Origin of the sequence: Phaeodactylibacter sp., from assembly GCF_040219495.1 — a bacterium.
Classification (GTDB): domain Bacteria; phylum Bacteroidota; class Bacteroidia; order Chitinophagales; family Saprospiraceae; genus Phaeodactylibacter.
In genome coordinates this window covers 1-21,260 of the sequence record NZ_JAVJSK010000064.1, presented here as the reverse complement: position 1 = coordinate 21,260, position 21,260 = coordinate 1, and the positions used below count along the sequence as shown (strand labels likewise).

The 21,260-nt window shown below is 53.2% G+C and carries 15 protein-coding genes; 5 read left to right on the top strand and 10 right to left on the bottom strand.

Annotation, left to right across the window (positions count from 1 at the left end; genetic code table 11):
* The first annotated feature begins 32 nt into the window (after nt 1-32).
* Both RIC19_RS09390 and RIC19_RS09385 read left to right on the top strand, forming a co-directional pair.
* A complete protein-coding gene (locus RIC19_RS09390) occupies nt 33-5,591 on the top strand; it encodes an alpha-2-macroglobulin family protein (RefSeq protein WP_350178049.1) in 5,559 nt (1,852 codons plus the stop codon).
* Nucleotides 5,592-5,874: 283 nt separating this feature from the next.
* Nucleotides 5,875-7,008 (top strand): heparan-alpha-glucosaminide N-acetyltransferase domain-containing protein, encoded by a 1,134-nt coding sequence (locus RIC19_RS09385; protein WP_350178057.1) that lies wholly within the window; start codon nt 5,875-5,877, stop codon nt 7,006-7,008.
* Here the strand turns inward: RIC19_RS09385 and RIC19_RS09380 are convergent.
* Nucleotides 6,999-7,439, bottom strand: a complete 441-nt coding sequence (locus RIC19_RS09380) for an NUDIX domain-containing protein (protein WP_350178048.1) — start codon at nt 7,437-7,439, stop codon at nt 6,999-7,001. The genes RIC19_RS09385 and RIC19_RS09380 overlap by 10 nt on opposite strands.
* Nucleotides 7,440-7,743: 304 nt before the next feature.
* Here RIC19_RS09380 and RIC19_RS09375 point away from each other — a divergent pair, with 304 nt between their 5' ends.
* Nucleotides 7,744-8,673 carry a hypothetical protein gene (locus RIC19_RS09375; RefSeq protein WP_350178047.1) on the top strand — a complete coding sequence of 310 codons (930 nt, stop codon included), beginning with the start codon at nt 7,744-7,746 and terminating at the stop codon, nt 8,671-8,673.
* Between the two features lie 156 nt (nt 8,674-8,829).
* Here the strand turns inward: RIC19_RS09375 and RIC19_RS09370 are convergent, their stop codons facing one another.
* The 3 genes from RIC19_RS09370 to pyrE form a co-directional block, all read right to left on the bottom strand.
* A complete protein-coding gene (locus RIC19_RS09370; protein WP_350178046.1) occupies nt 8,830-9,678 on the bottom strand; it encodes a UbiA prenyltransferase family protein in 849 nt (282 codons plus the stop codon).
* 397 nt (nt 9,679-10,075) lie between these two features.
* Nucleotides 10,076-11,155 (bottom strand): M42 family metallopeptidase, encoded by a 1,080-nt coding sequence (locus RIC19_RS09365; RefSeq protein WP_350178045.1) that lies wholly within the window; start codon nt 11,153-11,155, stop codon nt 10,076-10,078.
* A gap of 260 nt (nt 11,156-11,415) precedes the next feature.
* A complete protein-coding gene (pyrE, locus tag RIC19_RS09360) occupies nt 11,416-12,042 on the bottom strand; it encodes an orotate phosphoribosyltransferase (RefSeq protein ID WP_350178044.1) in 627 nt (208 codons plus the stop codon).
* 22 nt (nt 12,043-12,064) lie between these two features.
* Here pyrE and RIC19_RS09355 point away from each other — a divergent pair, with 22 nt between their 5' ends.
* Together RIC19_RS09355 and RIC19_RS09350 are read left to right on the top strand one after the other, a co-directional pair.
* Complete coding sequence (locus tag RIC19_RS09355; protein ID WP_350178043.1) at nt 12,065-12,688, top strand: NUDIX hydrolase; 624 nt, start codon at nt 12,065-12,067, stop codon at nt 12,686-12,688.
* Nucleotides 12,689-12,929: 241 nt separating this feature from the next.
* The gene (locus tag RIC19_RS09350) at nt 12,930-13,316 is read left to right on the top strand and encodes a hypothetical protein (RefSeq protein ID WP_350178042.1); all 387 of its coding nucleotides are present in this window, start codon (nt 12,930-12,932) and stop codon (nt 13,314-13,316) included.
* Here RIC19_RS09350 and RIC19_RS09345 read toward each other — a convergent pair.
* The 6 genes from RIC19_RS09345 to RIC19_RS09320 form a co-directional block, all read right to left on the bottom strand.
* Nucleotides 13,291-13,803 (bottom strand): COX15/CtaA family protein, encoded by a 513-nt coding sequence (locus RIC19_RS09345; RefSeq protein WP_350178041.1) that lies wholly within the window; start codon nt 13,801-13,803, stop codon nt 13,291-13,293. The genes RIC19_RS09350 and RIC19_RS09345 overlap by 26 nt on opposite strands.
* Complete coding sequence (locus RIC19_RS09340) at nt 13,803-15,233, bottom strand: redoxin domain-containing protein (protein ID WP_350178040.1); 1,431 nt, start codon at nt 15,231-15,233, stop codon at nt 13,803-13,805. The genes RIC19_RS09345 and RIC19_RS09340 overlap by 1 nt, the downstream gene beginning before the upstream one ends.
* Before the next feature lie 93 nt (nt 15,234-15,326).
* Entirely contained in the window at nt 15,327-18,335 is a 3,009-nt protein-coding gene (locus tag RIC19_RS09335) for a hypothetical protein (RefSeq protein ID WP_350178039.1), read from the bottom strand.
* Between the two features lie 197 nt (nt 18,336-18,532).
* Nucleotides 18,533-19,465 (bottom strand): aspartate carbamoyltransferase catalytic subunit, encoded by a 933-nt coding sequence (locus RIC19_RS09330; RefSeq protein ID WP_350178038.1) that lies wholly within the window; start codon nt 19,463-19,465, stop codon nt 18,533-18,535.
* Nucleotides 19,466-19,507: 42 nt separating this feature from the next.
* Nucleotides 19,508-20,068 carry a bifunctional pyr operon transcriptional regulator/uracil phosphoribosyltransferase PyrR gene (pyrR, locus tag RIC19_RS09325; protein ID WP_350178037.1) on the bottom strand — a complete coding sequence of 187 codons (561 nt, stop codon included), beginning with the start codon at nt 20,066-20,068 and terminating at the stop codon, nt 19,508-19,510.
* 788 nt (nt 20,069-20,856) lie between these two features.
* The gene (locus RIC19_RS09320) at nt 20,857-21,135 is read right to left on the bottom strand and encodes a tetratricopeptide repeat protein (RefSeq protein WP_350178036.1); all 279 of its coding nucleotides are present in this window, start codon (nt 21,133-21,135) and stop codon (nt 20,857-20,859) included.
* Nucleotides 21,136-21,260: the final 125 nt, after the last annotated feature.

The following is a 21,260-nucleotide window of genomic DNA, read 5'->3' as shown; positions in this document are numbered from 1 at the left end:
GGTATATATTTCAAACCCAAAAACCAGCCACGATGCCCAGATTTCCTCTGCCCAATTTACTCCTCCTCTTGCACATCTTTGCCATCACGGCCGTCCTTTCCTCCTGCGGCTCTAAAGAGCAACGTGCTGCACCCATGCCCGAGAGCGCCAATGCCTATCTTTTCAGCTATACCTCAGGCGTTATTTCCAAGACGAGCCCGGTAAGGGTCCGGTTTGCCAGTGCGGTAGCTACCGGAGAGCAGGTCGGGCAGCCTGCTGAAGGCATCTTCCAACTGAAGCCCGCTGTGGACGGGCAGGCTGTATGGGAAGATACCCAGACCTTACTTTTCCAGCCGGCGCAGCACCTCCAATCCGGTACCGCCTATGTAGCCACGGTTCAGTTGGGCAAACTTTTTGCTCAGGTGCCTAAGGAGGCTCAGGTATTCGAGTTTGACTTCCGGACCAACGACCTGCAGCTCTCGGTCAATATCGGTGGCTTGCGCACACCGGATGTCAAAGACCTTACCAAACAAGAACTGACTGGTACAGCCTATACCACCGACTTCGCTGAAAGTGAATCAGTGGAAGCTGCCCTCACAGCGGTTCAGGATGGGAAGGAACGCCCCATTCGCTGGGAGCATGGAGGCCGGGGTACAGAACACTACTTTTACATTGAAAACATCACCCGTAAGGAAAAGAGCAGCGAAGTGGCCGTTGAGCTCGACTACGATGGCTTCAACCAATCCGGTAATCAGTCCCTCACCTTTGTTGTGCCTGCCCTCGGCGATTTTGAACTCACCAACGTTCAGGTCAATCAGGGGCAGGAAATGTACCTCGAGCTTTACTTCTCTGACCCGCTTGATGCCGCCCAGGACTTCAACGGCCTGGTCACCATTGAGAACTACAGCGGGACCCTCCGCTACCTGGCCGATGGTAACCGGCTGCGGGTGTACCCCGCCTCCGGGCTGATGGGCACACGCAAAATCTCCGTTAGCAAAGGGCTGAAGAACAGCATGGGCAGCCCGATGAAGAAAGCCGGGCTTTGGGAAGTCGACATACAGGACGCTAAGCCCCAGGTCCGCCTCGTGGGCAGCGGTGTCATCCTCCCCAATACCGACAAGCTGGCTTTCCCGTTTGAAGCCATCAACCTGAACACGGTGGTGGTGGAAGTCTTTAAAATTTACCACAACAACATCCTGCAATTTTTGCAGGACAATGCCCTCAACGGTGGTTACGATCTCCGGCAGGTCGGCCGGCTGATCAAGCAGGTGAACGTGCCGTTGCAGTCGCTCAACCCCGCTACTAATTCGAATGCGTGGACGCGATATGCCATCAGCCTGGACGAGCTTGTTGAGGCCGATCCGCAGGCCATCTATCAGATTCGGGTTGGTTTCCGGCCCGAGCATACCACCTATCAATGCACCGAAGCACTAAGCAGTCAGGGCAACGAGGCGGCAGATGGCGAACTGCAAAGCATCATGGAAAACTGGTATGGCTTTGCCGGCTACTACGATGGTTTCAGCTGGGACCACCGGGAAGACCCCTGCAAGCCCGCCTACTATAACGCCGACCGGTTTGTACAGCGCAACGTCATTGCCTCAAACATCGGATTGCTGGCCAAATCAGCGGAGGCCCGCAATTGCATCGTATACGCTACTGACCTGCGCACCGCACAGCCGCTGAGTGGCGTGGCGCTGGAGTTTTACGACTATCAGCAGCAACAGATCGGTTCGGGCACCACCGACGGAAACGGGCGCTGTCAGGCTCAGCTGCCGAGGGAGCCCTTTGTGGTGGTGGCCAAACAAGGGCAGGAGCGCGGCTACCTCCGCCTGCAAGACGGTGATGCCTTATCCCTAAGCAAATTTGATGTAGAAGGGGCCAAAGCCCAAAAGGGACTGAAAGGCTTCCTCTACGCTGACCGGGGCGTTTGGCGCCCGGGCGACTCGGTTTACCTCAACTTTATACTGGAAGATGCCCTCGGCAAGCTTCCGCAGCATTACCCTGTTGCTTTTGAGCTGCGCGATCCCCGCGGCCAAGTGCGCGAAACCCGCACCGTGACCAACCGCGTCCCCATGGTTTATCCCCTTCACTTTGCAACTGCTTCGGATGCCCCCACCGGTATCTGGCGGGCCACCGTGAAAGCCGGGGGTGCCAACTTCAGCAAGAGCCTTCGGATCGAAACCGTCAAGCCCAACCGCTTTAAGATCAACCTTGACTTCGGAAAAGAACGGATCAGCAGTGCAAACGCGCCTTTCACACCCCAGCTGCAAGCCAACTGGCTGCACGGTGCGCCGGCTTCCGGTATGGACGCTAAAATCGAAGCGCAGCTACAACCGGTCAATACCACTTTTCCCGGGAGGCCGGACTTTGAATTTGATGACCCGGCCCGCTCCTTCAGCATGGAGCCACGCGCCGTTTGGGAAGGCACGCTGAATGAAGATGGTGCGGGCAGCCCTTCCTTCAGCCTAAGTAGTCAGCAGGAACTGCCCGGCCGGCTGATGGCCAACTTCCAAACCCGCGTTTTTGAGCGGGGCGGAGGGTTTAGCACCGATAATTTCAGCCTGGGCTACGACCCCTACCCTGCTTATGCCGGCCTGGCCATCCCCAAAGACCAATACGGCAGTAAGCGCATCATTATGAATGAGCCGACGGGCATCCCACTGACGGCGCTGGACCCGGAAGGCAAGCCCCTGGCCAACCGAAAACTGAGCGTGGGCCTCTACCGGGTTGACTGGCGCTGGTGGTGGGACCGCGGCAACGGCAATATTTCCCGCTACAATACGGCCACCCACTACGGTGCAATGCAAAAAACAGAACTGACCACTGGTCAGGATGGAAATACGGCCTGGTTGGTGAATGTAAGTGACTGGGGCCGCTACATGGTCAGGGTTTGTGATACCGAAACCGGGCATTGTGCCGGCGACTTTTTCTACGCGGGCAGCCCCTGGTATGGAGATCAGGAAGGGAACCGGGAGGCAGCGGCCATGCTGCCTTTCACGGCAGACCAGGAAAGATACGATGTTGGGGAAACGGTCACCCTGCGATTGCCGGAAGCCAAAGCAGGCAGGGTTTTGGTCAGTCTGGAAACCGGCAGCGAAGTGCTGCAGTCGTTCTGGGTGGATGCCAAAGCAGGAGAAAACAAAATCACTTTTGAAGCCACGCCCGACATGGCCCCTACGGCCTATGCGCACATCACGCTGCTGCAGCCCCACGGGCAGGTAGAAAACGATCTGCCCATCCGGCTTTACGGCGTCATTCCGGTGAATGTGGAAGACCCGGCCACTCACCTGCAGCCGGCAATTGAAATGGCCAAGGAGCTGAAACCTAAGCAGGGCTTTACGGTCAAGGTCTCCGAAAAAGAGGGCCGCCCAATGGCTTACACGCTGGCCGTGGTAGATGAAGGCTTGCTGGGGCTGACCCGCTTTGAGACACCGGCTCCCTGGAAGCATTTCTATGCACGGGAAGCCCTGGGCGTACGCACCTGGGACCTCTACGATGATGTCCTGGGCGCTTACGGAGGGCAACTGGACCAGCTATTGAGTATTGGTGGTGATGCCGCCGCCAAAGTGGAAGCCGCGAAAAAAGCCAACCGCTTTGATCCGGTCGCTATGCACCTGGGGCCTTTTTACCTCAAAAAAGGCGCTACCACTACCCATACCCTGCGCATGCCAAATTACGTAGGTGCTGTGAGGGTTATGGTTGTAGCGGCTGAACAGGAAGCCTACGGCCAAACCGAGCAATCGGTGCCGGTGAGGCAGCCCCTGATGGTCCTGGGTACTTTACCACGGGTGCTAGGCCCGGGCGAATCCCTGCAGCTCCCAGTGAACGTTTTTGCCATGCAGGAAGGCATCCGGGATGTCAAAGTCACGGTACAATCTCCCGGCTCCTTAATTGAACTGGCAGAGCCGTCTAAGCGCATTCAGTTTCAGCGGGCAGGCGATCAGCTCATCAACTTCCCCGTGCAGGTAGCCGACCGCATTGGCGTCGCCAAATTCACCATTACAGCAGAAGGCGGCGGGCATAAAGCCAGTCAGGAAATCGAAATACAGGTCCGTAACCCCAACCCTTACGTCACCGATGTGGGCGCGCAAGCCCTGGACCCCGGCGCCTCGCATCAGTATGCCTATCAGCTGCCCGGTATGACCGGCACCAACGAAGTTGTACTGGAGGTATCGAGCCTGCCGCCCATCGATTTGGAACGCCGGCTTCGGTACCTTATCCGCTACCCTTACGGCTGTCTGGAGCAAACGCTTTCCGGTGGCTTTCCGCAACTCTACGTCAACGACCTCCTGGAGGTAAACGAGGAACAGAAAAAGCAGACCGGGCAAAACATCAAGGCAACCATCAACCGGCTGGCGCTTTTCCAACTGCCCAACGGCGGTATGGCTTACTGGCCCGGCAACAGTCAGGCCCGGACCTGGGCGACTACCTACGCCGGCCACTTCCTGCTCGAAGCGAAAGCGCTGGGCTACTTCGTGCCCCCTACCCTGCTCGACAACTGGATCACCTATCAGCAGGAGACGGCCCGGTTATGGTCAGCTGAGGCGGACAGCCGCGGGCTTTATCAGTCGGGCAATCAGGGGCTTGACCAGGCCTATCGTTTGTACAGCCTGGCTTTGGCGCAAGCCCCCGACCTGGCGGCAATGAACCGCCTGCGCTCCTATGATAACCTTAATACTGCTGCCAAGTGGCGGCTGGCAGGCGCCTATGCCCTAACCGGCAAGCGGGATATTGCCAAGCAGCTCGTTGGGAGTACAGACCGCAGTATTCAGCCCTACCGGGAGCTTGGGGCTACTTTTGGTTCCAGACTGCGTGACCAAGCCATGATACTGGAGACGCTGGTGCTCCTAAAGGATCTGGACGCAGCCGCTGAGCTGGTCCGGACCCTCTCCGATGAGCTCAGCAGCAGCAACTGGCTCAATACGCAGGAAACCGCTTACAGCCTGCTGGCTATTGGCAAGTTTGTGAAGGCCAAGGGTAGCGGTACCGGTGAGAAGGTGGCTTTCCAGTATACCGCTAACGGGCAGACCACAAATGCCGGGTCTGATAAACCGGTGCTACAGATTGAGTTGCCGGACAATACCACCGCAATATCAGTCACCAATACCAGTGGAGGGCTGCTGTTCACCAGAGTCGTACGCCGCGGCCAACCGCTGGTGGGTAAAGAAACAGCCAGTAACAGCAAAATCAACATGACCGTCACCTATAAAAACATGGCCGGTGCGCCGATAGACCCGGGCACGTTGCCACAGGGTGCCGACTTCCTTGCGGAGGTGACCCTCACCCACCCCGGCAATCAAAACTACCGGACGTACGAGGAGCTGGCTTTAGAGCAGATCTTCCCCTCCGGTTGGGAGATCATGAATACCCGATTGTCCGGCTTTTCCAGTACGGCTGATGAGCCCGAGTATCAGGATATCCGCGACGACCGGGTACAGAGCTTCTTTGACCTGGGCTGGAAGAAGTCCAAAACGTTCCGTGTGCAGCTGAATGCGGCTTATCAGGGGCGGTTTTACCTGCCTGCGACCCGCTGTGCGGCCATGTACAAGCATGATATTGAGGCGAGAACGGCCGGTCAATGGGTGGAAGTAGGCTTGCCGGGCGCAATATAGCAGCCTGTCGGGAGGGCGATTGTTTTTATGTCCACCCCAAAAAAGATCAGGCGGCAGGAAACGTTTTAGGGCCTTCGTGTCGTTATGGAGTTTTAGAGCGTATTGGGACTTTAGTAATCGGTCTGCAAACTACACTTTTTTGATTATACTTCGTCCCGAAAATCCTCATTTAGCGAAGGCTAAACTCCGGTTTTCGGGCCTCGTCTAACCAAAAAATTGTTAGTTTTCGACTAGAAGACAAAAGTCTCAACACGCTCTTTCATTTATCTTAACACTTTAAGCCATCGAAAGCCTCCAACGCCGCCTGACATTTATTGATTTGCTTCGGGCCTATGCTATCTTAATGATGCTGCAGGGGCATTTCACGGATACGCTCCTGGCTGATGCCTTCCGGGATCCGGACCATACGGTTTTTGCGGCATGGAAGTTCCTGCGTGGCATGACGGCGCCTATTTTCTTTTTTGCCAGTGGGCTCATCTTCGTATTTCTGTTGCTAAAGGACGGGCGCCCCGCAGCCAAAAACAAACGAGTCAAAAAGGGGCTAAGCAGAGGGCTTCAGCTTATCGTCATTGGCTATGCGCTGCGCCTGTGCTTTCCGCAATTAGTCACCGGCTATATTTCACCTAATCTGTTCAGGGTCGATGTGCTGCATTGTATCGGGTTGGCTTTGCTGAGCCTGATCGCGTTGTATGCTTTAAGCCAATGGGCCCGGCTGCCGTATGCTCTGCTGCTCACCCTTGCCGGAGGGTTCACTTTCTTTTTCTTTTTTGATGTGCAGGAAGGTGATTACAGTGCATTGCCAATTGTGCTGCAAAACTACCTCGTCAAGGATCATGGCTCCGTTTTCACGCCCGTACCCTGGATCGGCTTCACCCTCTTGGGCGGCGTACTGGGAACAATCCTCCACTACCGGCCGAACTGGGCTTTCAAGAGCTACCTTCCGCTCACCCTGCTGATAGGAGGAGTGCTACTGGCCCAATATTCCTCAAGCTGGCTGATGGAGCTCTACCACTGGACCGGAGAGATTCGGTTTAAGGACCATGCCTACTTCAACTTTTTGCTGCTCCGGCTGGGGCATGTGCTTGTGGTGGTGTCTCTGTTTATATGGCTGGCTCAAGCCTGGCGGAACATCCCCCCACTGCTGCTAAAGATAGGCAGTGAGACCCTGGTGATTTACGAAGTCCACTACGTGCTGCTGTACAGTACCTGGCTGGGTATCGGGCTTTCCGCCTTTTGGTCGCATACCCTTACACCTGTGCAGACTTTATTGGGCGCCCTCACCTTTCTGATCTTTTTTGCTGTGCTTATTGCCTACATTGACCGCATACGAGCCGTTTGGCGATCCAAGTCGCGGTGGGTGCTCCGCCTGTCCCGCATTACGATCCGGCGGCGTTACCACCGCTGGGCCTACCGTTGAGCGTGTGCTACTGCCCAGCGGTACATATCGTGAAAGAGCAAGGGCATGGCTTGTGCAACCGGCATCCATAATAAGGTGTGGTCCTCTTCTATTTTCCCCACCGGGTCCTGCCCGGTGATGGACACCCGGTAAAAATGCCCGATTTTTTCGTAATACCTGGATTCGATCTCGTCGAGATAGAACTCCCGGGCCATACCTACGGGTGCTTCGACGGTAGCGAGCAATCCGGTTTCTTCCAATACTTCACGGAGGAGGGCCTCCTCTTTATCCTCGCCAGATTCGATACCACCCCCGGCCAGAAAATAGCGTTGGTCATCGGTGCGTACCAGCCCCAGCTCTTGGGCACTGTTAAAGAAAATGGCATAAGCCCCCGGGCGGGTGATGTATTCCGTATCTGAAGGCGGGGTTCCGAAAGTGAGTAGATCAGACATGTGTTTAAGCTTAGGTGAGATGGGATAATCCCGGAAGTGGAAAAATGGTTCAGAATCCTGCGCTTCATTTTTTGGCATACCTTTTGCAGTTAGGAATATGTACCACAAAATCGCCCCCCGATTTTGAGAGCCTGCTAAACAGCTGCCTGTACTTTTCTTCAGGCAACTAGTGCGCATGAGTTGGACGTATTTCACGCTGGAGCGCTTGGTTTTCCCGAGCTTCTATGCCTGGTTATTTCCGGAACCATCCACTAGCAACCCTTACGGGCTCGTAGTTTTCATGAAACGCTTAAAGTAAAAACAAATGTTTGCCAAAATCAACTTCATCACACTTGTACTAACTTTGATGACTACGCTGGGGGCCACTCAAGATGCTGAGTTCGCGCTCGATGTAGAATTCCGGAACCACCTGGTTTACACTCAAATCCCATCGGCTGGCGGGATGCTTAGTTTTCTGGCCAATACAACGGGCGGTGCCTTTGTGTCCGAGTCCGCTATGCAGGACCACGCATTGCCCGGCGTAGTAGACGACAGTGGCAACGCCTTCGTAAAGATCAATGAAGTGCTGGAGCTAGGTGCGCTTCCCACACTCAACCGCAACTCCGCTCTGGTATTGCCCGATGCCCAGACCAACCTGGGCAAGGACGTGCACGGATCACTTGGGCAATCCTGGTTTGGTCAGTATTGCTGGACCTTTGATTTCAGGTTTGAAGAATTGTTATGCCATTCCCCCGCCCTGTCGCCATTGGAACCCAACGTGCTGCCCGTTACTTTCAAGGAAAGTGCAAGTGGCAACCGCATCTCCAGCCTACCCCGCATCTTCATTGAAGTGGACGGGGAGCAAATACCGGTGCTGATTGACTCCGGTGCTAAAATGCTACCTTCAAAGTCAGCCGCCGCTGTGCTGGGAGAAACCGGGCAGGAACCAATTGCGACCTCGTTTATCATCGCTTCCATTTTTGAGCAGTGGCATCAGTTGCACCCTAAATGGAAAGTGATTGAACAGGCGGATGCTCAACTGGGCAACGTCCGCATGATTGAAGTCCCGCAAATCATCATAGGCGGTCAGAAAGCAGGCCCGGTTTGGTTCTGCTCCCGTCCGGATGCCAATTACATACAGTACTACTCCCGCCTGGCGGGGGATCAGGTAGAAGGTGCGATCGGTGGCAATACCCTACAGTATTTCCGTATGACCATCGACTACCCCAATAAGCTGGCTCGATTCGAGCAATAGCTCTTGTTTTCTTTGAAACACTATACTCAAAAAAGCGATCTACATACCAGATCCACCACTACATCAAAATCAAACCTCTTTCACATCCTGCCCGGATAGCCCGCATGGCTCTTTGGGCAGGGTTTTTTTGTTTAGCGCTTAAAGCCTGTTGGGATTTCACAAAAACGCCACCAGCAGGAACTGCAGCAACATCATCCCATCAATGAGCCCGGTAAAGAAATAATCGTGGCGGGTACGGTCGGACAGGAAGATGAGCATTCCCGAAAGGCAGGCAGACAAGACGAGCGCCACAAAGTCACCAAGCGTGTACACATCCCAGTAGTAGTTGAGGGCAGACAAGAGCAACATCAGGGCCAGGCTCAGACCAGCCAGGCGCTGACTTTTGCGCAGGCCGAGGGTAGCCGGCAGGGTTTTGACTTTATTGAAAGCGTCAATTTCCATATCCCGTATATCAAAAGGGATAGTAATGGCAAATACGAAGAGGGCCCGTTCCAGCAGCATAACGTACAGCGGGGTGCTCCAAGTCATGCCCAGCTCCAGGCCCACCAGAAAAACGGTAATCCAGCTCCAGGTGATGGCGATGAGAAATATTTTGACATAATGCAAGTCGCGCAAACGGTAGCCCTTCCATACCGGCAGCACGTAGAGCAAGGCGAGCAGGCAGGGCGCAACGAGCCCGGCAATCAGGAACAGCGGCATTTGGAACAAAAACAAGGCTGCACACAGTCCAGCCATACCCGCATAGAATACAATATGGCTCCTAAACCGGGCAATTACGGCGTACCGCCCGGTATTTGCAAAGGGCTCAGATTTCTTCAGCCCAATGATCCGGTGTACGGCATAAAGAAAAAGGGTGGCAAAAAAGATAAAGCCCAGCAGTGCAGTGGGCTCCCCTTTGCCCAACAGCAGGAACTGCGTTTGCGCAGCCATACCTACAGCAGCCAGCGCAATCCAGACGTTGCTATAAAAAAGAAGGTCCAGCAGGGCAATAAGCAGGGCTCGCAATATCTAGTGGATTGTTTCGGAAGTGACTAAACGTAAAAGTTCAGCAAACCCAAAGGTTCCAAGCGTGAAATACGCCCAAGTAATTCGGACTAGCCGCACTAGTGGCTTAAGTCCTAAATCCTTGACCATCCAAGCCTTGCCCTTTTGCCCGCTGATGTAACCTGAAAGCCTCGCCGTAGCTTCGGCTACGCCTACGTTTCCAGGCTTCTTCAGCGAACAAAATTCCGGCGGCTTAATTATCAGAGACTTAGAACTTAAGCCACTAGTGCTTTTTCAAGTATGAAAAGCTGGGTGGCCGGAGATAAGCAGAAGGAGCATCTTCTCCGACTGGAGATAACATGCGACTTCTACGAAGTCATGCAGTACTTACTGGCTTGGCTCCACTCCTTATTGCATACTAGAAGTACTTGAAGTTATGATTCTTTTCGATGCGCTGCAGTACCTCATAAATAAGGCGTATGACCGCATCCACATCGTCTTTGTGCGACATTTCAACGGTGGTGTGCATGTACCGCAGCGGCAGTGAAATCAATGCACTCGGCACCCCACCATTGGAATACGCGAAGGCATCGGTATCCGTACCGGTACGCCGGGAAGCCGCCTCCCGCTGTATCGGAATGTCTTTATCCTCCGCCGTATCGATGATGAGGTTGAGCAACTTATTGTGCACCGCCGGCGCGTAGGTTACCGAAGGGCCTTTACCGGACTTTACATCACCGAATTTTTTACTGCTCACCAGAGGGGTGTGGGTATCGTGGGTAACGTCCGTCACAATCGCCACATCAGGTTTAATCGTCTGCGTGATCATCTCCGCACCGCGCAGCCCTACCTCCTCCTGTACGGAATTGACGATGTAGAGGCTGTAAGGTAGTTTGATTTTATTTTCTTTGATCAGGCGAGCCACCTCAGCGATACAGAATCCGCCCATGCGGTTATCGAGGGCCCGGCCAACGTAGTAGCGGTCGTTGAGGATTTCCATTTCGTCTTCATAGGTGATGACACACCCTACATGAATGCCCATTTTGAGGACTTCCTCTTTGTTTTCCGCTCCGACATCAATGAAGATGTTATTGATTTTGGGAGCCAGCTTGGCATCTTCCCCGTGGCGGGTATGAATGGCCGGCCAGCCAAAAACCCCTCTAACGATGCCTTTTTTGGTGTGGATGTTGACCCGCTTGGAAGGCGCAATCATGTGGTCGGAGCCACCGTTGCGGATGACGTTAATGAAGCCGTCATCAGAAATGTGGTGCACAAACCATGAGATTTCATCGGCATGCCCCTCAATGACGACTTTATAATCCTGACCGGGGTTGATGACACCGTAGACTGTCCCGTAGTTGTCCAGCTGCCAGTCATCGATGTAAGGCTTGACATAGTCGAGCCACAGCTGCTGCCCCGGCGCTTCAAAACCGGTAGGCGAAGCGTTGTTGAGATAGGCTTTCAGGAAGGCTTCAGATTTGGGTGTTATAACGGACATTTCATATTTTTAATGGTGAGCGGTTTTTGGATAATCCCTGACCGGCTAATATAGATATTGCCCCCAAAATATTGATAGCAGAAGCCAAAATAATTCGCATTGCTGGGGGCATCTGCATCATAACCGGTCTAAAGACTACTTCCGGTGCCTAAAATGCCTGGTTTTCAACGCTCGGCGGTATTTTCAGAAAAGCGTTTATCAGCTCCGGCGGCCCTCCAAAAACCCAAATGATTTTTTGGCCATGAAAAGGAAACCCTTTTCTACTGTCCCCAGGCTTCCGGGTCGCGGCGCCAGGCTTCGAGGGTTTCCATCTCTTCCGGAGCGATGTACTCTGCTTCGGCGGCGGCTTTCAGGAGGGCATCGTAGGTGGACAAGGTAGCGAAAGAAGTCCCCGCAGCTTCAAAAGCGGTGCGGGCTTTATCGAAACCATAGCTAAAGATGGCCATTACGCCCACCACATCGGCATTTGCTTCGCGCAGGGCTTCCACTGCTTTGAGGGCGCTGCCCCCGGTGCTGATCAGGTCTTCAATGACCAAAACGCGGGCCTCCTCCGGCAGGACCCCTTCTATCTGGTTTTGGCGACCGTGGGACTTGGCTTTCGAGCGCACATACACAAAAGGCAGCCCCAACTCTGCGGCCAGCAGTGCCCCGTGCGGTATGCCCGCCGTTGCCACACCGGCCACGACGTTGAAAGGCTGAAAAATGGCAGAAGCCTGCGCAAACCCTTTGACGATGAACTGCCGCACTGCCGGGAAAGACAAGGCCGTCCGGTTATCGCAGTAGATTGGCGACTTAATGCCGCTCGCCCAGGTGAAAGGCTTTTGCGGACTCAACTTAATTGCATTTATTTGCAGGAGCCTGTGGGCAACTTCAGCTGCTAAATCCATATCGCGTATTAATTTTCGGCAAATGTACAAAATCTATATCAACGGCAGGCCTTTAGTCCTCGCCACCCTGCCTAAGGAAGGTTTCCAGCCCTCGAGCAACCCGGAAAACCTCATCACCATCTATACCGGCAACCCCAAAAGCCTCTTGGGCTATGTGGATATGCTGGAAAAAAACGAGGCCTTCAAACAAGTCACCATTTACGGGAATGACGGCGAGCGCCTGTTCAAGGAGTTCAGCACGCAATTTACCATTCTGGAAGCGGCCGGCGGGCTGGTCTTCAATACCGAAGGGCAGGGCCTTTTTATTTACCGGCTCGAGACCTGGGATCTGCCGAAAGGCAAAATAGACCCGGGTGAAACACCGGAAGCGGCAGCCGTGCGGGAAGTACAGGAAGAAACGGGGCTGCAGGAGGTCAAGTGCGGTGACCTGCTGCTCATGACTTATCATACCTACCGACATCTGAAGAAGGGGCGCATCCTTAAGCCTACCTACTGGTACCGCATGACGACCCCGGAGGCCCAACTGACGCCGCAAGCCGAAGAAAATATTGAAAAAGCAGAATGGAAATCTGTCCCTGACTTTCTTGAGAGCAACCTGCCGGTCTACCCTAACATCCGGCTCGTGCTCAAAAAGGGGCTCGAATAAGGCGCAACCACGACCTTAACATTTACTTAACAAAAAATATTACAAAAGTAGCGCAACAAAAAAGGCCGCCTAACGCTACAAATAATGGCAACACACCCAATCCGATCCAAAAAATTCCAAGACTCCCTGATACCCGACAATTTTGCCTGTGCGGCAAGCACTTTTAACTTCTTTGTACCACTAAGTTTTCATACTTTTGACGAGCCTTTTCCCCATGGCATACCTAATAAAAAACGACACTATGCTTAAGAAGCTAAGTTTCCTCATTGCGCTGTTCACGATAGGCAGCCTCTCCTCACTAGCTGCGCAAACAGCCAGTATTCAAGAAACCATATTACCTGAAACGGCAACCGGCAGCAGCAGTCTCCTCAATATGGATACGGAGCATTGGTCGCTCTATGCCGATGAGGAGAACAACCTCTACTACGTGGATTTCGCTACCCTTAGCGTAAACTTAAACGATATCGTCGTAACTCGGGATGACGGCGAGGTGGTACTGCGCGAGCAGGTCCTGGACTTACCAGTGGATACCATCTATGAAATTGACTTCAACCAGTACGGTGAGGGCAATTACACGATAGAGCTCCGGTCCTTTACCGATGTTATTCGGCGGAAGGTTTCGATTTAGCCTGCTCCTTTTTCCAGTCTTGTACAGCATTGCGCAGTTCCCGCAGGACTTCCTCTATGGGGTAATCTTCTTCGGACAGTGCATGGGTTTTTCCGTCTTTCTCCAGAATGACCAGTAATCTTGTTGTCCCCTGATTGAGGTTGGAAAAGGGCTGATTTTGTTGGTCCGTTACAATCTTAGCGTTGCCCAGGTCTTTATAGGCTACTTTTCCGTAAGACGTTTCCACTGCGTTGTTGTAGATCATCACCGGTTCCAGCCTTTCGGTCCGCATCCAGGAGAAGAAGGCGGTGCTTGCCCCAATCAGGAAGGTAAAGAACAGCAACATCGCGATCAACATACGCTGATTGTGCTGCCCGCGCGGGGCAGGCTTTCTAAGTAGTAAAAAAGTGCCTGCGAGCCCCACAACGGTAGCCAGCAGGGCAAAGATTAAAGTTACATTTGAGGCCGCACCAGCGGCCTCAAATGTTTTCAGTAGAGTCGTTTCCATTATTTCTCCGGATTAGCTTCTTCCTGCCCCCGCATTTCAATGATGCGGTCCATGACTTCTTCCAGTTGTTCTGCACCGATCCGCTTGGAGAGGATCTCCTTGTTGCGGTCCAACACATAAAGCTGCGGCGTTGATTTGATGTTGTAGACCTTCATGTAGCGGCTGCGGTGGTAGGGGTCTACGACGTGCATCCAGTCTCCGATTTCCTTCTCGTCGATATAGTCCCAGCAGCCTTCGATTTCGTCTGTAAACTTGGTGCATACGGCGACCAGCTTTACGCCTTTGTTTTTGTACTTGTCGTAGAAAGCCTTCATATCTGGTGTTGACTTCTTGCAGTGGCCACAATCGTACCGCCAGAAGTAAAGGATAGTGTACTCGGATTCAATGCCGTGTAGGGAAACAGGCTCTCCCGCTTTGGTCTCCAGCTGTATGTCCGGTGCAATTTTACCGATCAGCAGGGGTTTGAGTGCCTTGGCATTATCGATAATTTTCTCCAGCTGCTCCTCGTCGGTCCAGGGGGCCTGACCGGTCGCATAGTACTTTTCGACGAGGTAGACGTAGGCGGCGTCCATGCCCACCATTTTGGATTTGGCCGTCTCATTAAGGAAGTGGATGAGGTAGTACTTGAAGGATTCCTCCGACGGCCTCATTTGCTCCAGCACGTACTCAACAGCCTGTGCTATAGTATCCGGGTGCTGTACCTGCAGCTTATTCACGAAGTGGTCTACGCGCTGAAAGAGGAAAGGTGTGCGGAGCATGCGCGGGTCCGTGAGGTCAATATTATCGAAGTAGTGCTGTTGGGAATAGCGCCAGCGTTTGCGCTGCACCTCCTCTTCGGTCCCCTCAAACGTAGGCAAATCGAGCGGAAGGTTGGCCTTAATGATTGCAGCGGACAGCGTTTTGGGGTGCTTGGCAATCAGTGTTTCCTGGTATTCCCGCACTTTTTCATCGAGCTTGGCCCGTCTGCTTTCGAGGCGTTCTTTCTCTTTTTCGGTGGTTGCGGCTTCCATAGCCTTGCCAATCTCCTCCGCTTCGGGTTTTTGCTTATCCAGGAAGTGCATGTATTCGTAAAAAAGGCTGTTGTCAGGAGCCAGCTCCAGCTTCATGTTTTCAGCGGGGGCTTCTTTGGTGGTTTGGAAAGCAAAACGCTGTTCATCCTCTGTGATCAGAATCTGAAAGAAGTTGTTATCGGGCGCCATAACCACCAGGTAGACACCGGGCTCTAAGGGCTCATCACCCTCAAACAAGAACTTCCCGCCCTTCACCTGAGCGGTGTCGACAAGGTATTGCTTATTGCCATAGTAGTAGCCTAGGTAGAGTTCTTCTTCTTCATAGCCCTCAATTTCGGCTTTAATTGCGTACCCCTGTTGGGCGTTGAGTGTAAAAGCGGTACCCAGCACCAGTAAAAATACGAATAGCAATGATCTCATATTGATAGTTTAATACAGGTTCAAAAAGAAACACCCCAAAGATCAAGATTTATGGGGTGTTCTCTTTAAAAATCCAATACCTTAACGAATTGTTTAATTTTCGCCCTCTGATTTCAGCGCTTTCAGCCGGGCTTCCGCTGCTTTTATTTCGGCCTGTATTTCTTCCAGCTGTTTTTCGGCTGCTTTGCGTGCTTGCTGAGCGGTGGCTGCCCGTTCGCGTTCTGCCTGCGTCTTCGCCTCGATTTCGGCTTTAGTCGCCGCAAACTCCTGCTGTAGTGCCCGGATTTTCTCTGCGTTTTCCGATTTAACCGCGGTCAGTTGTTCAACTGCACTTTGCTTGGCGGTATAAATGGCGTCCGAGGCTTCTTTTTTCACCTGATTAATTTCAGCGAGTGATTGTTCGCGGGCCTGCTTGGTGTTCGCAACGTATTCCGCACGTTTGGCGGCCGATTCTTCCCGTGCCCGGGCCACTGCGGCCTGCTCCTCCGCCCGTGCATCGGCGATCCGCTGCCGGGCTGTTTTTTCGGCTTCTGCAACCTGCCCAAGCAGTTCATCCTGCCGGCGTTGCGCCTCTTCCCTTGCCGTTGTGATGGCCTGTGAGGCTTCCCGTTGCACCGTAGCCACCTCTTTCGCGGCTTTTTCGCGAGCCTGCCCGATTGCATCTGCTGATTCTTCCCGGGCCTGCAAGACCTGCAAAGTCAGGCGTTCCTGCTCAGCGGCGGCTCGTTCGCGTGCGGCCTTGATGGCTTCGGCTGCTTCTTTATTGGTAGTGGACTGTTCGGCAGCAGCCCGTTCTTTAGCCGCGGCGACCTCAGCAGCCAGGCGTTCCCGCTCAGCGGCGCTCCGCTCCCGGGCTTCCCGGACTGCCGTTGCTTCTTCTTTTTGCACGGCAGCCAGCTGTTCTGCTGATTTGCGCTTTGCCTCTGCCACCTGATTGGCCGACTCCTGTTGCGCGAGGGCCGCTTTTTCTTTGGCGGTACCGATTTCCTGTGCGGTGCGCTCCTGCAAGGCCAGTAATTCAGCCTCTGCCTTTTCCCGGGCGGAGACGATTTCGTCGGCCGACATATTCTTTACCTCAGCTTCCCGCGACCGGGCTGCCGCTACGGCAGCTGCCGCTTCTTCCTGTATCTGACTGATGCGCGTTTCCGCTGCTTTTTTAGCCGTTGCCACTTCTTCGGCATAGGTCGTTGAAGCCTGTTTTGCTGATGCGGTAGCTTCTGCTACGCGCTGCGCTGCGGTTTCCCGAGCTTTTTGAATTTCAGTTTCCGCCCGTTCCTTGGCGGCTTTCACTTCGGCGGCAGCCGTCTCCTGCACCGCTTTTTTGCGGGCTTCCGCTGCGGCAACGGCTTCCTGCAATTCCTTTTGTATGCGTGCTTTTTCCGCAGCTGCCCGTTCGCGGGCGCCCGTCACTTCTTCGGCAATAGCCCCTTTTTCGGTAGCCGCCTTTTCGCGGGCTTCTGCTACTCTTGTGGCTTCCTGCTCGGTAATTTCTTTAATGGTTGTAGCCGCTTTTTCCCGGGTCGCGGCTACTTCAGCGGCAGAGGCGGTTTTGGCAGAGGCTACTTCACTATCTGCTTTCTGTTTTTCGGTAACGACCTGTTTTTGAATAGAACTTAGCTCTTCGGATGCCCGGCGGCGGGACTCGGCCACTTCCAGGGCAGTCGCTTCTTTCACCCGGGCGGCATTTTCTTTAATATCTGCCAACTCAGAAGCAGCATTTTCCTGCACCAGGGCTTTCTGCTCTGCCGCCTGCCGTCGGGACTCCGCCAACTCAAAGGCGAGCTTTTCTTTTTCCAAGACCGCATTTTCGCGAATCCGGGCGATGTTTTCCGCCGTTTCTTCCTGTATTTTAAGGATTTGCTGAGCGGCGGTCTGTTTAGTGCCCACCACTTCTTCCATCGTGCGCCCGCGTTCCTGTTTGGCATCTTCCCGGGCGGTAGCAATCATTGCAGCCGTTTCTTCGCGGATCCGCTTGAGTTCAGCAGCGGAGCTTTCGCGAGCCAGAGACACCTCATCTGCGTATTCCAGTTTGGCGAGCTCCAGCTTGTCCTGCACCTTTTTGATTTCCGTAGCGGCTTTCTCCCGAATGCCGGCTACTTCCCGGGCGGACTCCAGCTCTGCCTGCTGAATGGCATCGTTGGCTTTGCGGCGGGCTTCCTGTACGTCGAGGGCGATTTTCTCCAGCTCCGTACCCGCTTTGTCACGCGCCGTTTTGACTTCCTCCGCTATCTGAGCACGGGAGGCTTCCACTTCCCGGTTTGCTGCTTCCCGGGCAGCAACGACTTCATCGGCATAGTTTTTCTTTTGGGCTGCCGCCTGCTCTCTGGCCAGGTTGACCTCTTCCTGCAAACGGGATTTGATGGCTTCCGCTTTGTCTTTCTCCCCCTGAATCTCTGCTTTAAGGCGGGCTTTGGTTGCTGCCAGCTCTTTGCGTAAATCAGCTACCTCCTGATTGTCCGCTGCGGACACCTGAGGCGTGCTCTTCCCGGGCGTAGTGCCAGGTGAAGTCGAGGCGGTAGCCGCGTCAGGCTTCGGGGAAGAAGGTTTGACATTGATGACGTTCCCCTCCAGCTTGGTATCATTGACCTTGTCCAGGTTCAGGCGCTGACTGAAACAGGCCAGCAGGGCTTTGAATTCCGTCAGCCGGCTGCCATTGATCGTCAACTTTCTAATTTGATTGCTGATCTTATTGTTGATATACATGACGCTAACGTCTGTATCCAGCATCCAGTTGATTGAGGCTACGTCTAGTTGCAGGACATTTTGGTACACCGGCGTCCCGCCTTCCCGGACCATTTCGCCCATTTCAATGAAACGGTAGAAGCGGCGTTCGCCTTTTTCATTGAGGAAGATGATCTCATCATCTTGATTGAATTCAACGCCTGCCTTGGAATACACCTTGGCAGTAATGCCCATCCGCCCACTGCTCAGCTCCAGGCTGTAGGTATAGCTACCGCGGACAATCAGGGTTTGGTTGATGGTTTTCAGAACGTGAATATCGTTGATGATCCGATCATCCGTAATCAGGCTCTCGCACTGCGCCTGCAACGGGGAGTGGGCAAAAATGGACAGGAACAGGAAGGCAAACAGCATATACCTCATAGCAATTCAGAGTTTGATCATGTGTAAGATAAACTTTTTCAAGCCACCTGAAAAAATAAACGGGCATAACTAGTGCAACCAAATATGTTTCTCGGGCACAAGCCTGCCGCAACGCCTTGTTGGGGCGGACATGCTGCTTTTTCGGGGAAAATGGTGTTGACACCCCCTCGAACGCCAGGAACTGGTCAATAATTGTATTAGCGGCCCGCTGCCAGCAGGAAAAGGACGGCCATGCGCACGGCAACCCCATTCTCTACCTGCCGCAATATGATGGAGTGGTCGGAGTCCGCTACATCGCTCGATATTTCCACGCCCCGGTTGATCGGGCCCGGGTGCATAATGACGATAGGCTTATCGAGGCTGTCGAGGAGGGTTTTGTTAATACCAAAGTACTGACTGTACTCGCGCAGGGAGGGGAAATACCTGATGTCCTGCCGCTCCAGCTGAATGCGCAGTACGTTGGCGATATCGCACCATTTGAGCGAGTCCCACACATCATGAGAGACCTCCACTCCGAGCGATTGGATATGCTTGGGGATGAGCGTGGGCGGCCCGCACACCCGGACTTTTGCCCCCAGCTTAGTCAGGCAGAAGATATTGCTGAGCGCCACCCGGGAATGCAGGATATCACCAAAGATGACTACTTTTTTTCCTGTGAGGTCCCCTACTGCCTCCTGCATGGAGAAGGCATCGAGCAGGGCCTGTGTAGGGTGTTCATGTGTGCCATCTCCTGCGTTGATGATATTCGCATCAATATGTTGAGCCAGAAAGTGGTGGGCACCGGGGGCCGGATGGCGCATGACCACCATATCGACCTTCATCGCCAGGATGTTATTGACGGTATCGAGCAGGGTTTCGCCCTTTTTGACGGAAGAAGAGGAGGCTGAGAAGTTCACTACATCGGCCGACAGGCGTTTTTCGGCCAGCTCGAAGGATATTCGGGTACGGGTGGAGTTTTCAAAGAAAAGATTGGCAACAGTAACATCGCGCAGGGAAGGGACTTTTTTAATGGGCCGGTTGATCACTTCCTTGAAGCTTTCGGCGGTTTCAAAAATCAGCCGGATATCTGCTGTTGTCAGATATTTGATTCCCAACACGTGCCTGGTGCTCAGTTGCTGTACCGTAGCCATTTGATATAGTTATGTGCCGTCTTTGGCAATTTGTTTTTTGACCTATCCTTCTGCCTCGCTTTTGTCTGCAAAAAGAAGGACGCGATCTTCCTCGGACTGTTCTTTCCAGTCGACCCTTACGAAGGCTTCGTCGAGCGCATCCACGGTCATGCCGATGTAATCGCCCTGAATCGGCAGGTGCCGGTTGAAGCGGCGGTCAATCAGTGCGAGCAGCTCCACCTTGCTGGGCCGGCCATAGTGGTTGAGTGCCGTTAGTGCGGCCTGTACGGTACGGCCGGTGTAGAGCACATCGTCCACCAAGACTACTTTTTTGCCTTCCACCAGGAACTCCAATTCGGTAGGGCTGGCAGAAAGAGGCTTGGTGCGGGTCCGGAAATCATCGCGGTAAAAGGTAATATCCAGTTTGCCATACGCTACCTGAGCCCCGCCAAGCAATGCTTGCAGGCGCTGATGCAGTCGGTCTCCGAGCAATACACCCCGGGGCTGTATTCCGATCAGGCAGGTATCCTCAAAAGAGCCGTGCTGCTCAATCAATTGTTGACAGAGCCGCTCGATAGTCAGCGCAAAGCGCTTCTGGCCTACTATGACGCGTCCTTTTTCCATGCAAGAGCAAATATACTCGTTCCGATTGGGTTTGCAATAGTTTATGGCGTGGCAAGCGAAAATTTGTGAATGCCTGAGGGGGAGATTGAAACAATAGCAGTCGCCAATTTTCAGCAGCGGACATGCCGGGTGAACGCTTGGGGCAAGCTGTGCCATTCCAAAAACGGCCGCAGTGTACAACCGTAGGCTGATATCGTAGCCCAAGCTGCAGTTGCGAAGCTCCACACCGTCTTGATATACTCCCCTCGGTCGCGCGAGGTGAAATTTTGACGACTTTATTTTTTTGGCCTGCAAGGCAAAACCACGATGGCCTCGCTGTGCAGAGCAAAGTAGACGCGAAGCGAACCGCAGGCATAGCCACACGAAGAAAAGGGATTAAGGGGCCCCTTTTCTGAAGTCGGCGCCCCGGTTAACCGGGATTAACGCCGCAGGGCGCAAAAAGACCTATTAGAGTTTATTAACGCAAATTTTGTATGTCTCTGAATGGTCTTTTTCACCAACTCTGCATCTCGTCCTCACCTTCGTAGCTACACGAAGAAAGGGAATTAAAGGGCTCCCTTTCTGAAGTCGAGGTTCCGGGCGTTCTCCCGCTATTTTGGCGGGACAGGTCTTGATCTGGCAAAAAATACTCATCCATACCCTATACAAAACCTACCTTAATAAACTCTATTGATTACCCCATAGTGCAGCTTTCCACCGCTTGACTCCGGTTTCGTGCAACACCAGAGCGTAAAGTCTTGGCTTTCAGCCGACTTTCGCTCTTAGTTATTGTAGCCAGTTTTCTTTTTTTATTTATTCATCAATTTATTCGTCATTTCCAGAAATTCTTTTGGTTTAGGATGATTAGGGTCAATTTGAATTGCTTGTTCAAAATATTCTTTCGCTTTTGGATATTCTTCTAATCTGAGATAGCATTCTCCAATTGAAAATATCGCAAGTAAGCTATTGGGATTTACTTGAAGTGATTGTTTAAATCCTTCAATCGCTTTATTCCATTTTCCTAAATCCATGAAGCAAAACGCACGATTTTCAATCGCTTCATAGAAATTTGGCACACCACTAGACATTTTAGAAAAGAAGCGTAAAAGCGACTATCTTTAAAGTCGACGAAAACCAAAAGACATGTCGACATTTACGCTTCTTGAGCAAGTTACAGAAAAGGCTGTAGAACTTCCAAAAAACACCGTAAAGA

Excerpts from the sequence above, each read along its gene's own strand:
- pyrE (WP_350178044.1), bottom strand. The coding sequence starts at position 12,042 with ATGGATTTAGCAGCTGAAGTTGCCCACAGGCTCCTGCAAATAAATGCA.
- RIC19_RS09335 (WP_350178039.1), bottom strand. The coding sequence starts at position 18,335 with ATGAGGTATATGCTGTTTGCCTTCCTGTTCCTGTCCATTTTTGCCCAC.
- RIC19_RS09345 (WP_350178041.1), bottom strand. The coding sequence starts at position 13,803 with ATGGAAACGACTCTACTGAAAACATTTGAGGCCGCTGGTGCGGCCTCA.
- RIC19_RS09320 (WP_350178036.1), bottom strand. The coding sequence starts at position 21,135 with ATGTCTAGTGGTGTGCCAAATTTCTATGAAGCGATTGAAAATCGTGCG.
- RIC19_RS09330 (WP_350178038.1), bottom strand. The coding sequence starts at position 19,465 with ATGGCTACGGTACAGCAACTGAGCACCAGGCACGTGTTGGGAATCAAA.
- RIC19_RS09380 (WP_350178048.1), bottom strand. The coding sequence starts at position 7,439 with ATGTCTGATCTACTCACTTTCGGAACCCCGCCTTCAGATACGGAATAC.
- RIC19_RS09355 (WP_350178043.1), top strand. The coding sequence starts at position 12,065 with ATGTACAAAATCTATATCAACGGCAGGCCTTTAGTCCTCGCCACCCTG.
- RIC19_RS09340 (WP_350178040.1), bottom strand. The coding sequence starts at position 15,233 with ATGAGATCATTGCTATTCGTATTTTTACTGGTGCTGGGTACCGCTTTT.
- pyrR (WP_350178037.1), bottom strand. The coding sequence starts at position 20,068 with ATGGAAAAAGGACGCGTCATAGTAGGCCAGAAGCGCTTTGCGCTGACT.
- RIC19_RS09350 (WP_350178042.1), top strand. The coding sequence starts at position 12,930 with ATGCTTAAGAAGCTAAGTTTCCTCATTGCGCTGTTCACGATAGGCAGC.
- RIC19_RS09390 (WP_350178049.1), top strand. The coding sequence starts at position 33 with ATGCCCAGATTTCCTCTGCCCAATTTACTCCTCCTCTTGCACATCTTT.
- RIC19_RS09375 (WP_350178047.1), top strand. The coding sequence starts at position 7,744 with ATGTTTGCCAAAATCAACTTCATCACACTTGTACTAACTTTGATGACT.
- RIC19_RS09365 (WP_350178045.1), bottom strand. The coding sequence starts at position 11,155 with ATGTCCGTTATAACACCCAAATCTGAAGCCTTCCTGAAAGCCTATCTC.